The 15685-nt window shown below is 43.1% G+C and carries 8 protein-coding genes; 6 read left to right on the plus strand and 2 right to left on the minus strand.

Annotated elements, in window-relative coordinates; genetic code table 11:
- Positions 1-181 precede the first annotated feature (181 nt).
- On the plus strand, positions 182-1579 hold the full coding sequence (locus tag CXF93_RS03780) for a uracil-xanthine permease family protein (RefSeq protein ID WP_101061112.1): 1398 nt from the start codon (positions 182-184) through the stop codon (positions 1577-1579).
- Between the two features lie 217 nt (positions 1580-1796).
- Positions 1797-3149 (plus strand): 8-oxoguanine deaminase, encoded by a 1353-nt coding sequence (locus CXF93_RS03785; protein WP_101061113.1) that lies wholly within the window; start codon positions 1797-1799, stop codon positions 3147-3149.
- A gap of 119 nt (positions 3150-3268) precedes the next feature.
- On the opposite strand, the gene CXF93_RS03790 is transcribed toward CXF93_RS03785, so the two are convergent.
- Positions 3269-3562: a metalloregulator ArsR/SmtB family transcription factor gene (locus CXF93_RS03790; RefSeq protein WP_026006087.1), complete on the minus strand. Its 294-nt coding sequence runs from the start codon at positions 3560-3562 to the stop codon at positions 3269-3271.
- A gap of 219 nt (positions 3563-3781) precedes the next feature.
- Between CXF93_RS03790 and CXF93_RS03795 the strand changes: the two genes are divergently transcribed.
- From CXF93_RS03795 to CXF93_RS03805, 3 genes are all read left to right on the plus strand, one after another.
- Entirely contained in the window at positions 3782-5485 is a 1704-nt protein-coding gene (locus CXF93_RS03795; RefSeq protein WP_101061114.1) for an FAD-dependent oxidoreductase, read from the plus strand.
- Positions 5486-5785: 300 nt separating this feature from the next.
- Complete coding sequence (tnaA, locus tag CXF93_RS03800) at positions 5786-7252, plus strand: tryptophanase (RefSeq protein WP_101061115.1); 1467 nt, start codon at positions 5786-5788, stop codon at positions 7250-7252.
- A 442-nt stretch (positions 7253-7694) separates the two neighbouring features.
- Entirely contained in the window at positions 7695-9605 is a 1911-nt protein-coding gene (locus CXF93_RS03805) for a methyl-accepting chemotaxis protein (RefSeq protein WP_101061116.1), read from the plus strand.
- Positions 9606-9736: 131 nt separating this feature from the next.
- On the opposite strand, the gene CXF93_RS03810 is transcribed toward CXF93_RS03805, so the two are convergent.
- Positions 9737-11065, minus strand: a complete 1329-nt coding sequence (locus CXF93_RS03810) for an anaerobic C4-dicarboxylate transporter (RefSeq protein ID WP_101061117.1) — start codon at positions 11063-11065, stop codon at positions 9737-9739.
- A 343-nt stretch (positions 11066-11408) separates the two neighbouring features.
- Here CXF93_RS03810 and fdhF point away from each other — a divergent pair, with 343 nt between their 5' ends.
- A complete protein-coding gene (fdhF, locus tag CXF93_RS03815) occupies positions 11409-15632 on the plus strand; it encodes a formate dehydrogenase subunit alpha (protein WP_101061118.1) in 4224 nt (1407 codons plus the stop codon).
- The last annotated feature ends 53 nt before the right edge of the window (positions 15633-15685 follow it).

Consider the following 15685-nt stretch of genomic DNA (forward strand, 5'->3'; position numbering starts at 1 on the left):
TTTTAATTAGCTTGATTTAATTCATGTTAAAACTACCTATTTTTAGTTTGAACGCCATTTATTTGAATTTCATTTTGTTGCAACTTTGCTCTAATGTTGTGTACAGTATTTAACCGTTATAGTTTTTATCATAGCGTTATGGCAGCAGCAGAATTACAAATGGATTGAGGTAGGTATGAACATGGAAGGTAATAAAAATGATTTGTTGTATGGATTACACGATCGCCCCGAGCCACTAAAAGCGCTATTTGCTGCTTTTCAGCATATTTTAGCCAGCTTTGTGGGCATCACTACGCCAGCGTTGATTATTGGCGGTGTATTAGGATTAGGCAGTGAATTACCTTATCTTATTTCAATGGCGTTATTTGTGTCTGGGGTCGGTACTTTTTTACAAGCTCGACGTTTTGGACCCGTCGGTTCAGGTTTACTGTGTGTGCAAGGAACGAGTTTCGCTTTTCTAAGTGCCGTACTGGCCGCTGGTTTTATTGTTAAAAACCGCGGTGGTAGTCCAGAAGATATTTTAGCGATGATTTTTGGTGTCTGTTTTGTTGCCTCTTTTGTGGAAATTATATTAAGCCGTTTTATTCATAAATTACAGCATATTATTACCCCCGTGGTAACAGGCATTGTTATTACGACGATTGGTTTATCCTTGATCAAAGTAGGTATGACAGATATTGCTGGTGGTTTTGGCAATGAACACATTGGCGATTCAAAATATCTCATTGTAGGTGCCATTACTTTAAGTACTATCATCCTCATTAACCGTTCAAGTAATCAGGTATTACGTCTTTCTGGCATCATGATTGGCATGGTGGTGGGTTATATTGCGGCTTATTTCATGGGCATGGTTAACAGTGATATTGCTGATGTAGCTGTCATTTCGGTACCGTCTCCGTTTAAATATGGTTTTGATTTTGAGCTGGCTGCGTTTATTCCTGTGGCGATTATTTCTATTGTAACCGCTATCGAAACTACCGGTGATTTAACCGCTAACTCGATGGTCTCTAATGAACCGACGCGTGGGCCTGTTTATATCGAGCGTATCAAAGGTGGTGTGTTAGGTGATGGTATTAACTCTTGCTTAGCGTCTATTTTTGGTAGCTTTCCAATGTCGACCTTTAGCCAAAACAACGGTGTTATTCAGTTAACCGGTGTTGCAAGTCGCTATGTCGCTTTTTATATTGGTGGCCTGTTTGTTTTACTGGGTTTATTTCCGGTGATTGGTGCGGTATTGCAAACATTACCTAAACCGGTATTAGGCGGCGCGACACTGGTTATGTTTGGCACTGTTGCTTCTGCGGGTATTCGAATTTTAGCCACTGCTGATCTCGATCGTCGCGACTTGCTTATCATGGCTGTCTCTTTTGGTCTTGGTTTAGGTGTTGTTGCTGTACCTGAAGTAACTAGCTCATTTTCACCCTTGTTTAAGAGTATCTTTAGTTCTTCAGTGACAGTGTCTGGCTTATCGGCAATCTTGATGAGCATGATCCTGCCATGCAAACGAAAAATAGCAGAAGATGAGGCTACATCAGAAGTAAAGTCAGAGGCTACTGAGGAAAATAGTGCAACAGTATAACCATTGACTTTACCCGCGTATTTTGTTGTTATTACTTTATCAGGTAGCGTTTAGCGCGTTACTTGATGGACTGGAGGCTATGTAAATAGCCGTGATTTTAAATCAACTGATTGTGTACCTTTCCGGTTTGTGCACTTTTGGCTCCTACATCCGGGTTTGATTAATTAGGACTGTTTAGTCTTTATTATTTTTTAAATCCTGACAATTAGGAGCTTATATGCAAGTTAAATCATTGCGCCTGTGGATCAAGAATCCACTCGACTGTTTAGATCCCGCTTATGCTGGCGGTATCGTTATTCAAAACGACATCATTGTTGAATTGGTCCGTGTTGGCGCAGAGCCGATTAACCCAGTCGATGATATTGTTGATGCTAGTCAGCATGTCCTGATCCCCGGCTTAATTAACAGCCACCACCATTTCTATCAAACCCTAACACGCGCTTTTCCTGCGGCATTAAACAAAGAATTATTCCCTTGGTTACAAAGTTTATATCCGGTCTGGGCTAAGTTAACCCCAGAGATGATCGCCACTTCCACCCAAATTGCCCTGAGTGAATTATTACTGTCGGGTTGTACCACTGCCAGCGATCATCATTACTTATTTCCAGATGGTTTAGAGCATGCTATCGACATCCAAGTTGAGCAAGCCAAAAAGCTCGGCATTCGTGTGCATTTAACCCGTGGTTCAATGAGCTTAGGGGAAGATCAAGGAGGCTTACCACCGCGCACCACCATTCAAACCGACACTGAAATTTTAGATGATAGCCTACGTTTAATTAAGGAATATCATCAATATGAAGACGGCGCGATGACACGTATAGCGCTGGCACCTTGCTCGCCGTTTTCGGTGAGTGAAGAGCTGATGACAGCTACTGGTGATTTAGCCCGCGAACACAATGTGCGATTACATACCCATTTAGCTGAAACCCATGACGAAACTGATTTTTGTATTAAAATGTTTGGTGTTAGACCGGTGGATTACCTCGAACGTGTTGGCTGGTTAAACGACCGCACATGGCTAGCGCACGGAATTCATTTTAATGACCAAGAAATAACCCGATTAGGTGATGCAGGCGTTGGTGTTTGTCACTGCCCATCGTCTAATATGATATTGGCGTCAGGACAATGCCCAACATTAGCATTACAAGCCGCGGGTAGCCCTGTCGGTTTAGGGGTTGATGGCTCGGCTTCTAATGACGGTTCTAACATGATAGGTGAAGTACGCCAGGCGTTGTTATTACAACGACTGCGCTATGGTGCCAGTGAAATCACCCATCAAAAAGCCTTTGAGTGGGCGACCAAAGGTTCTGCAGGCTGCTTAGGCCGTGATGATATTGGTGAGATCGCCGTTGGCAAACAGGCTGATATTGCTTTATTTAAACTTGATGAAATTCGTTTTGCTGGCGCGGGTACACCTGTTGCGGCGTTATTACTTTGCGGTGCAACCAAAGCCGATAAAGTCATGGTTGCCGGTAAATGGCGGGTACTTGATGGTGAGATCGTGGGACTGGATCTAAACCAGTTGATGGCAAAACAGATCATGCTCGCGACGCAGTTAGCTAATGCATAACCCAACGATATGCGATATACAAATAGACACCAATAAATATAAATAGATATAAGCCGTTCACAATAAGTACTAGCCTAATTCATAGTATAACAATGAGTTAGGCTGGTTATGTAGTTTTATCAGTCACAAAAAATGTTATAAAAACTGCCTATCAAGGCTTCAATACGCTCATCCGCTAAAGTATAAAATACTGACTGCGATTCTTTACGTACCTTCACTATGTTGTTTTTTCTTAATACCGCTAAATGCTGTGAGAATGCCGACTGGCTTAGCGTCGAATTTTCCTGCAATTGGCTGGCACTCATCTCGCCCTCAACCAACTGACATAACACCATTAATCTTTCTGGATGTGCCATGGTTTTTAATAAATCGGCCACTTCTGTAGCGCGTTCTTGCATGTCTATTAATTCCATTGTTAGCACTTACCCTGATTAAATTTAAGATCTTCAGTTTACTTGTTCAAAGCTAATGTAGTCAATCCTTGTTTAGATTTTACTTTATTAGAGTTTGCTGTATTAGACTTTACTAATTAAGTACTCTATAGTGGTCATCAGTTTAAAACGTGGTTTATAGTTTTAAAGATTAAGATTTTTATAAAAATTAATTAACGTTTCCGTTTGGAGTAAATAGCTATGACAAAGATCGTAATTGTAGGTGGTGTTGCTGGTGGTGCTTCGGCGGCTGCCCGCGCTCGTCGTTTAAGTGAAGATGCGCAAATTATTATGTTTGAGCGGGGCCCCTTTGTCTCCTTTGCTAACTGTGGTTTGCCTTATCACATCGGCGGTGATATTACTGACCGTAGCAAGTTACTGCTGCAAACACCTGACAGCTTTTTAGCACGCTTTAATGTTGATGTGCGAGTAATGAATGAAATTACCAGCATCAACCGTGCAGGTAAAACGGTGACAGTTAAAAACTTACTTGATGGTCGTGAATACACTGAAAGTTACGATTTTCTATTATTAAGCCCAGGTGCAGGTCCTATTGTGCCGCCAATCGCTGGTATTGATAATCCGCTTACACACTCTTTACGTAATATCCCAGATATGGACCGCATCCTTCAGACCATTGAAACCAATAACGTTGAACATGCCACTGTTGTCGGCGGTGGTTTTATTGGTTTAGAAATGATGGAAGCATTTCAGCAACGTGGTATCAAAACCACATTATTAGAACTTGCAGACCAAGTGATGATGCCTGTCGATAAGGAAATGGCAGGTTTTGCACATGTCGAAATTCGTGAAAAAGGCATCGATTTACGTCTTGGTACGGCATTGTCTGGTGTTGAATATGTGCCTGAAATTCATATAGCCAACGAAGAGTCTGGTGAAAATAGCAATCATCAACATATTAACGGTCATTTGAACCTATCGCTGAGTAATGGCGAGTCGTTAAAGACTGAACTGCTAATCATGGCAATTGGTGTGCGTCCAGAAACGACGCTCGCTAAAGAAGCGGGTTTAGCAATTGGAGAGCTTGGTGGCATTAAAACCAATAGCCAAATGCAGACCAGTGATCCGGCTATTTATGCCGTGGGTGATGCGATTGAAGAACTCGATTTTGTCACTGGCAAAGCCACGATAGTGCCACTTGCAGGACCCGCGAACCGTCAAGGTCGTATGGCTGCAGACAACATGCTAGGCCGTAATGAACATTATCAAGGCACCCAAGGTACGGCTATCTGTAAGATCTTTGACTTAGCGATTGCCTCAACAGGTAAAAATGAAAAGCAATTAAAACGTGATGGTATCGCGTTCGAAAAAGTTTATGTGCATACCGCGAGCCATGCCAGTTATTACCCTGGTGCTGAAATGGTCTCGTTCAAGATGTTGTTTGATCCTATCACTGGCAAAATTTTAGGTGCGCAAGCAGCGGGTAAAGACGGTATCGATAAACGTATTGATATCATGGCAGTGGCTCAACGTGCAGGCATGACGGTTGAGCAGTTACAGCATTTAGAGTTAACTTACGCGCCACCTTTTGGTAGTGCTAAAGACGTGATAAACCAAGCGGCGTTTGTTGCACACAACCTAATGCAAGGCGATGCAACCGCGATCCACTTTGATGAAATAGATAACTTAACCGACAACCAATTATTGCTTGATGTACGTAATCCCGGTGAACTGGAAAAGTTAGGACGTATTGGTGACGCGATCAATATTCCAGTGGATGAATTACGTCAACGTATGCATGAGTTACCAAAAGACAAAGAGATCATTATCTATTGTCAGGTAGGCTTGCGTGGCAACGTGGCTTATCGCCAATTAGTAAATAATGGTTTTAAAGCCCGTAACTTAATTGGTGGTTACCGTACTTACTTGTTTGCTAAAGCTTAGGGCTAATCACATTTTAGAGGTGTAAACATGTACTTATTCATTGATGTAAAATACACTTATAGATAAGTCTGACATGTTACTTTTTATCAAAGAGAAGTATATAAATGAGCATACACCTCACCATAGAGCATATCCCAGCGCTAACACTGTTAGCCTGGTATAACATCGATCATCAGCTTACCTGCCGCTTGTCTTCAGAATAACTTCTATAGGTTATAGGCGATTTTTAACCTCGCCTTAACATAACCTTAAATCAACTTCGTATTATTTAAACAACCAATTACCCACGAAGGTATTCTTATGGAAAATTTTAAACATCTGCCAGAACCATTCCGCATCCGTGTTATTGAACCTGTGAAGCGTACGACGCGTGAACATCGTGAAAAAGCCATTTTAAAAGCGGGTATGAATCCATTTTTACTCGATAGTGAAGACGTCTTTATTGACCTACTGACCGACAGTGGTACCGGTGCGATCACCCAAGAAATGCAAGCTGCGATGTTTCGGGGTGATGAAGCATACAGCGGGAGTCGTAGTTACTACGCACTGGCGAATGCAGTGAAAGATATTTTTGGTTATGAACATACTATTCCGACTCATCAAGGTCGTGGCGCCGAGCAAATTTACATCCCGGTATTGATTAAAAAACGTGAAATGGAAAAAAACTTTGACCGCAATAAGATGGTCGCACTGTCGAACTATTTCTTTGATACGACGCAAGGGCACACGCAAGTAAACTGCTGCGTCGCTAAAAATGTCTACACAGTAGAAGCGTTCGATACTGCTGTTAATGCCGATTTCAAAGGTAATTTCGACCTTATTAAATTAGAAGACGCGATCCTTGACGCGGGCGCTGTTAATGTCCCTTATATTGTCAGTACCATTACCTGTAATTCTGCGGGTGGCCAGCCCGTCTCTATCGCCAACTTAAAAGCTGTGTATGCAATAGCGCAAAAATATGACATTCCAGTGGTGATGGATTCTGCCCGTTATGCTGAGAATGCTTACTTCATTCAGCAACGTGAAGCGGATTATAAACATTGGACAATTGCAGCGATCACACGTGAATCTTACAAGTATGCTGATGTTCTCGCTATGTCGGCGAAAAAAGATGCCATGGTACAAATGGGCGGGCTACTTTGCTTTAAAGATGATTCGATGATGGATGCTTATCGAGAATGTCGTACTTTGTGCGTGGTTCAAGAAGGTTTCCCGACTTATGGTGGCCTAGAAGGCGGCGCGATGGAACGTCTTGCGGTTGGTCTTTACGATGGTATGCGTCAGGAGTGGTTGGCGTATCGTATTGGTCAGGTGCAATACCTTGTTAATGGATTAGAAAGTATCGGCATTGTATGCCAACAAGCGGGTGGTCACGCTGCATTCGTTGATGCCGGTAAATTACTGCCGCATATCCCTGCAGGTCAATTTCCTGCCCATGCTTTAGCGTGCGAATTATATAAAGTAGCCGGTATCCGTGCTGTTGAGATCGGCTCGTTGTTACAAGGTCGTGATCCAGCTACTGGTGAGCAACATGCTTGCCCTGCAGAGCTGCTTCGTTTGACCATTCCACGTGCGACGTATACGCAAACACACATGGACTTCGTTATTGAAGCATTCGAAAAAGTGAAAGAAAACGCTGCCAACGTAAAGGGCCTAGACTTTACTTACGAGCCGCCAGTACTTCGTCATTTTACTGCGCTACTTAAAGAGGTTGAAACAGAAGCAAAAAAAGGCAACGTAGAGACTAGAGTGCTAGAAGAAGTTTAGAAGTTTAATCCCGCACAAAGAGCGTTACCCTTTTATTTTACAGTAATTTGGTGACGTTTTTTTGTTCCTATTTTCTGTTTTTATCTTCTACCTTCAGTCTCTATCTTTATTTATTTTTTATCTCACCGCGATCATAGTTGGCTTGGACAAACATCATTAGGTCTATCACGTGAACTGTCATTAATAATTAAACATTAATTATTTTATCGTTTTAATTAATGTTTCACGGAGAGCGGCCGATACGCTGCCTTATGTCATTGATGGATTATTCAGAACATTCTCGTTATTAGGACGTGATAAACAGAGAATGAAGAGCGTAACGAAGAATATGGGTTAACTTAAATCCTATTTTAAGTGCGTTAGACACTACCGCTGCTAATTTTCATGGATGTAAATTATTTCAGCAGTTAACCTCTGATCTATCTAATTGTGGAATAAAATAATGTTAAAAAATTTAGGTTTCAAAAGACTCATCATATTGTCGGTAGTTATCTTACTGACCGCTATTTTACTGGTTTCAAATATCATTTCTTATAATATAATTAAATCTAAAACCATCGAAGATGTGAACCTGCTGTCTAGCTCAATCGTCAGCTACGAAGCCAATAAAATTGAAGATTGGTTCACAACAAAAACTGATGCACTTAATGCCATTAGCCAAAAATACAAGTCCAATAGCCTGGGTGACGATTACGTCACCATTGCGCGACTCATAAAAGACACTAATAGTTTTGCTAGTGTGTTTTTCGCTTTTGATGATGGTGTCACTTATTCTACCGCGCTAAACTCAAGTTGGGTTGATGGCGTCGCGATCACTGAACGTTATGATGCGCGTCAACGTCCTTGGTATAACTTAGGTAAAAATACGGCAACGCTAGATATTACTGATGTTTATAATGCAAAAAGCACAGGTCTTCCGGTTATTTCAGTGGTGCGTAATATAGGTAACGGTGTGCTATTAGGTAATATTGGTTTAAGCATTCTTGAAGAAACCGTTAAAAATGTTAACTATCCTGGTTCTGTTACCGCGATCATGGATAGCGATGGTAATGCCTTAGCATCAAATTCAATGACATTGAGAACAGGTGTTAATTTCTCTGATGTTGGTATGGGTAATGTTAAAACGGGTATGTTAAGTGGACATGCGAACACCACGAATTATACTTTAGGTGGTGTTGATAAACTCGCCTTTACCCAAGAAATTACTCTTATTAATGGTAAAAAATGGTACTTATTTATTGGTGTTGATAAATCAGTAGCCTATGCCGAAGTAGATGAAGCGTTAGAAAGTGCTTTTGTGGTTTCTGCTATTATGCTCGCAATCGGCTTATTCTTGACTATTACCGTACTGAATATTGTTTATCGTCCGATCATTTCATTGAAAGAAGTCGTGACGGATTTATCTAAAGGTAATGGTGATTTAACACGTCGTTTACCCGTTGAAAGCAACGATGATTTAGGTGATATTTCCGCAGGTATTAATACCTTCATTATGAACCTACAAACCTTGATGTTAGAGATTGATAACTCTTCACTGCATATTTCTGAAAGTGTTGGCAAGTTAGAGCAACAAACGACGACCAATAATCAAGTATTGGAAGCGCATTCAATTGAAACTGACCAAATCGCCGCGGCAGTAGAAGAAATGAGTGCCACGGCCAATGATGTTGCCAGTAATGCTGAAGAAGCGTCGCAATTTACCGATGCCATGAATAAGCAGGTTGATACGTCGAAAGTAACGGTGAGCACTACAACAGCAACTGTATCTAAGTTGGTTGAAAATGTAGAAAGTTCATCAAAAAGTATTCAAGATATTGAGAACGATACCCAAGCTATTACGAAAGTACTGAATGTGATTGGTGCTATTGCAGAACAAACTAATCTACTTGCACTTAACGCGGCAATTGAAGCGGCGCGAGCGGGCGAGCAAGGTCGTGGTTTTGCTGTCGTCGCTGACGAAGTGCGAGCTCTGGCGGCGAGAACACAAGTGAGCACTGCGGAAATTAAAGAGACGCTGGATGCATTAACGGCGGGTTCTAGTTCTGCAATTTTAGCGATGAATATGACCCAAACAACCTGTCAACAAGCTGCAGAAAGCACTTATGCAGTTGCTGATGATTTGGATCATATTGCTACTTCTGTTACGCAAATAAATGATTTAAATACCCAAATAGCCACAGCAGCGGAAGAACAGAGTAGTGTGTCGCTTGAGGTAACACGTAACATGACTGCGATCCGTGAAATGGCGCAAGAGTTAGCGATCAATGGTCAATCTACCGCGCAAGAATCGGTAAACGTGGCTGTTGCAAACGAGCAACTTAAATCAATCGTAGGACAATTTAAACTAAGATAATTTTTCATCTTATTAAATTAGATCTAATCAAAAGTAATAAAAAAGCCATTAAGTATTAATACTTAATGGCTTTTTTATTAACGCAATTTTATTAACTAGATCTTCTTTATTAGATTAGATTAATTGGCGTTTTAACCAATCACGATCTGCCCTAACACATAACCAACCAGACAAGCTGAAATAACGCCGATTAAACCCACCGACATGAACGAATGATTAAAGTAGTACTTACCAATTTTGGTGGTGCCTGAAGTATCAAAGTTCACCGTGGCAATGTCTGATGGATAGTTGGGAATAAAGAAGTAACCATATACTGCAGGCATTAACCCTATCACCAACGCAGGTTCGAGTCCCAGCGCCAAGCCTACGGGTAACATCATCCGCGCAGTTGCCGCTTGTGAGTTAACTACCACAGAGACGATAAATAGAGCTAGCGCAAACGTCCACGGATGCAGGGTAACCATATCAACAATACCGGCTCTGAATTGTGGCATTGCGTATTGGAAGTAGGTATCTGACATCCAGGCAATACCAAAAATAGCGATGGCCGCGACCATACCTGATTTAAATACCACGCCATTGGGTACATTGCGCGGGTCGGTTTTAGTTGCTAATAAGATCACACCACCAAACGCCAACATCATCATTTGGATCACTACCGACATTTTAATTGGCGCAGCACCTTCGCTGATAGTCCTAATTTCAGGGAACATAGCGATCACCACGATAGATACGATCGCACCTAAAAAGATAAGTACCGCATTACGTGCTTTAGTCGGTAACTTTTCATCTAGAGAGGTTGATGTGGTATTTAAGATCTTTTCACGCCAGATAGGATCTTTTAAGCGCGCTTGGTATTCCTCATCATCGTCTAATTCTTTGCCACGACGTAAGCTATACAGCGACAACATTAAGGTACCAAATAAAGTCGAAGGCACGGTGACCATTAGGATCGACAGTAGGGTAATTGACGAATCGATATCCACTAATTGGGCTAAATAGAACACCACAGCAGCAGAGAGTGGTGACGCTGTGATACCGATTTGCGATGCCACAGACGCTGCAGCCATTGGGCGTTCAGGACGAATGCCATTTTTAAGTGCAACATCACCAATGATCGGCATAATTGAATATACCGCATGACCAGTACCAAGCAAAAATGTCATGGTATAAGTAACAAAAGGCGCAATGATGGTGACGCGTGTCGGGTTCTTTCTTAAAATACGCTCAGCAACTTGCAGCATATATTTAAGCCCGCCAGCGGCTTCGAGGATCGAGGCGCAGGTTACCACAGCCAAGATAATCAGCATTACCGTGACAGGCGGAGAGGTCGGTGGCATTTTGAAGACAAAGACTTCAATCACCAAACCAATCCCAGAAACAACCCCTAACCCTATGCCACCATATCGGGAACCGATATAGAGCACGACTAATAAAAACAGAAATTCAAAATACAACATAATACCACCTAGTATATAACTTTATGGGTAGGAAAGTATCTTATAAACAAGTTCGTTAAATTGAACTATTTCTCAGTTCGAGCACAAGAGACGATTATTTAATGCACACTTGATATGAAATAAGTTTTTGATAAATAATGTCATGATGATTCAGCAACGTGAGATTCAGCTTAGATTTTCTCTCATCATGGCTAAATCCGGCTTGGTTTAACAACGCATATATCTTCAGTGTTTAAAAAATCACAGCGGACAGTGTTTCAAATCAAAGCATCTATCACTGTTTTTGCTAAATTAGCAGCATAAATTAAATAATGCAGTTCAGAGATCTTTAAAGAGGCCACCTATGATAAACGTTACATTTAACGGACAGCCATTTGCCGTCAATGCCCAGCAAACCCTGCTTGAAGTCGCTACCGACTGTAATATTGACATCCCCTCATTGTGTGGCTTGAATAAAAGCGGCGAGAAAGTGCCGTGTGATCTCTGCGTTGTCGACATCGCCGGGCAAGGTATTAAGCGTGCTTGTGAAGTACAAGCTGCCGAGGGCATGGCAATAACAACAGCTTCTGACACCTTATCGTCATTACGTCAAAAATCGCTTAACCGTATTCTTTCAGACCACTATGCCGATTGTGAAGCGCCATGTCAGACCGCGTGTCCTGCTGGCGTTGATATTCAATCTTACCTGTACCACATTTCCCAAAACGATCATGCTAAAGCGGTCGAAGTGATTAAACGTACTTTGCCTATGCCGTTATCCATTGGCCGTGTGTGCCCAGCATTTTGTGAGTCTGAGTGTCGCCGAGGTTTGGTCGATGAGCCGGTCGCCATTCGTCAATTAAAACGTCATTCAGCAGATATCGACTTAGAATCGCAAGAACAATACGTGCCAGTAAAAAAACCAGGGAAAGGTGAATCTATTGCCATTGTTGGTAGTGGTCCCGGAGGCTTGACTTGTGGTTATTACCTCACCAACGAAGGCTATGACGTGACGGTATTTGAATCAATGCCGGATGCGGGTGGTTGGCTGCGTTATGGCATCCCTGAGTATCGCTTACCAAAAGCCATTTTGGCGAAAGAAATTGAGATCATGTGTCGTAATGGCATGCAGCTGCTGACCAATAAAAAATTGGGTCGTGATTTTAGCCTGACAGAACTTACTCAAGACTATGATGCGGTGTGTTTAGCGGTTGGCGCGTCGCAAGCGGTCGACATGCAATACACAGGCAGTGATTTCGATGGCTGCTATTTGGGCGTTGATTACCTAAAAGATTATGTCACTGACGGCAATTACACCACAGGTAAAAAAGTGGCTGTGATTGGTGGTGGTAATACCGCGATTGATTGTGCGCGAACTGCAGTGCGTGATGGCGCTGACACTACCTTGATTTACCGTCGTACCCGCGCCGAAATGCCAGCCGAAGATTATGAAATACTGGAAGCTGAGCACGAAGGCGTAAAATTTCATTTCCTGACTAACCCAGTTGAAAACATTGCCGATGCCAATGGCCGTGTACGCGAAGTAAAATTAGAAAAAATGGCCTTAGGTGAACCCGATGCATCAGGTCGCCGCCGCCCAGAACAAACCGGTGAATACTTTACCGAAGCCTTTGATACTGTGATTGCGGCGGTATCGCAAAAACCTGACTTGAGCTTCATGGAGCAAGAAAGTTTAGATTTGCCTTTAACTCGTTGGAATACCCAAGATGCCAACTCAGATACCATGCACTCGGGTGTGGGTAATGTCTTTAGTATCGGTGATTTTCGTCGCGGCCCAGCAACAGCAATTGAAGCTGTTGCCGATGGGCGTATTGCCGCAGAAGCTATCGATCGTTTCTTCGATGGTGATATGGAAAACATCCCGGTTAAACAATTTAATTCAAAAAAAGCCCGCAAGCTCAAACAGGTTGATACTGCGCAATTTGACAGTATTAAACAAGCGATGCGCTCGGTGATGCCTGAGTTGAGTCCACAAGCACGTGAATTAAGCTTTGCTGAAGTAGAAACTGGTTTTGACAACGATGAAGCCATGCGCGAAGCGGCGCGTTGTTTAGAGTGTGGTTGTCAGGCTAATACCGATTGCCAATTACGTGATTTTGCGACTGAGTACAAGGTTGCAGATAGCGATATTTATACCGACAGTAGCCAAGAGAGCTGTCAGAAGTTTGCTGTGGATGATAGTTCAGAGTTCATCGTCTTTGATGCCAACCGCTGTATCAGTTGCGGCCAATGTGTCGATGCTTGTAACGAGCAAGCCGTTCACGGTGTGCTGAGCTTCATGAAAAATGACGACGCTGCTTCTACCATCAATTCTACCACTAATTCAGCCACTAACTCAGCAAGTCGCCCAGGTTTTGAACGCGGTTTCAGCATGGGGGATTCAGACTGTGTGCAATGTGGACGTTGTGTGCAAGTATGCCCGACCGGTGCTTTGGTCGATAGCCGTGATAAATCCCAAGGCCGCATTGAAATACTCAAACCAGTCGATAGCATTTGTACCTATTGTGGTGTGGGTTGTAATTTGACTATGTTCGTTGACGAAGCGCAGAACAAGATCCGTTACGTGCAAGGGGTGAAAGATTCGCCGGTAAACCAAGGCATGTTATGCGTGAAAGGGCGCTTTGGTTTTGACTTTGTTAGTAGCCCTGAACGTCTAACCACGCCGCTGATCCGTAAAAATGGCGAACTCCAACCTGCTAGCTGGAAAGAAGCTATCACGCTGGTGGCAGCCAAGTTTAATGCCATTAAAATCCAGCATGGCGGTAATGCATTAGCGGGCTTCTCATCAGCAAAAACCACCAATGAAGATAACTTTGCCTTCCAAAAATTCATTCGTCGAGAATTAGGAACCAATAACGTCGATCACTGTGCACGCTTGTGTCATGCCTCTACCGTAACTGGCCTTGAAGCATCGATTGGTAGTGGCGCCATGACCAATGATATTCCCAGTATCAAACATTCAGATCTGGTGTTTATTATTGGCTCAGATACTACATCGGCGCACCCGATCATTGCTTCGCACATCAAACAAGCGGTTCGTCATGGTAAAGCGCGTTTGATTGTTGCTGATCCGAAACGTATCGATATTGCAGATCATGCGCAGTTGTATGTCGCGCACCGACCGGGTACTGATGTGATGTTAATGAACGGCATTATGCAGCAAATAATTAAAAACGATTGGCACGATAAGGCTTACATTAGCGATCGCACTGAAGGTTTTGCGGCGTTAAAAGCTGAAGTCATGTCCGACAGTTATTCGCCGGATAAAGTCGAATTGATCACCGGCGTAAAAGCGCTGGATGTCCTTAAAATGGCAGAGATGATCGGCACCGCAGAACGTACCGCTGTGTATTATTCGATGGGTATCACCCAGCATACAACCGGTCATGATAATGTGCGCTCTGTTGCCAACCTGCAAATGCTGTGTGGCAACATAGGTATTGAAGGCGGCGGTATTAACCCATTACGCGGTCAGTCTAATGTGCAAGGTGCCTGTGACATGGGCGCGTTGCCTGGTGATTTTCCTGGCTATCAAAAAGTCACGAACCCTGAAGTGCAGGCTAAATTCGCCAAAGCCTGGAACAAAGCTGATTTACCCAAACAAGCGGGTTTAACGCTCACCGAAATCATTGATGCTGCCTGTCACGAAGAGGTGAAAGGATTGTACGTGATGGGTGAAAACCCCGTACTGAGCGATCCAAACCAAGCCCATGTGATTGAAGGCATTGAAGCATTGGACTTCCTCGTCGTGCAAGATATCTTCTTAACTGAAACTGCTCAGTATGCTGATGTAGTTTTACCATCATGCTCGTTTGCAGAAAAGTCTGGTCACTTCACCAATACCGAGCGCCGTGTACAACGTATTTCGCCAGCTGTGAAACCACCGGGTGCCGCGAAAGAAGATTGGGTTATCATTCAAGATATTGCTAATGCCATGGGCAGTGACTGGGCATATCAATCGGTTGAAGATATTACCAAAGAAATTACAAAATTGACGCCTCAATATGCCGGCATTCATTGGCATCGTGTCGGCAAAGATGGTCTGCAATGGCCTTGTGCGGACAATGCATCTGAAGGTACCCGATTGATGCACACCGAGCTGTTCACCCGCGGTAAGGGTGAGATGGTCGCAGTACCATTTCGTTATGCAGCCGAACTACCCGATGACGAGTATCCACTAATACTCACTACGGGGCGTTTACTGGAACAGTTCCATACCGGCACCATGACACGTAAGACCAAGGGCTTAGATAACCTTGCTGGTCCACGGGCGATGATCTCGGTTGCGGATGCTGAGCGATTAGGGATTAGTAATGGTGAAATGCTCACGGTATCGACACGCCGAGGCAGTATTGAAACGCCGGCATTTGTGACTAAGCGTATGCAAGAGGGCGTGGTGTTTGTGCCATTCCATTTTGCAGAGTCACCTGCGAACCGTTTGACTACCACAGCAACGGATCCGCATGCCAAGATCCCGGAATTTAAAGTGGCTGCAGTGAAGATTGCAAAAGCGCATGCCAACATCAGCGATGTGTCAGAAAAGCAACGTGAAGAAGCTGAGGCATAATATTGCAGTAATAGGTTAGCGGGATATAAACCGTTAATCGAACTACAATATAA

Source organism: Moritella sp. Urea-trap-13, from assembly GCF_002836355.1.
Classification (GTDB): Bacteria; Pseudomonadota; Gammaproteobacteria; order Enterobacterales; family Moritellaceae; genus Moritella.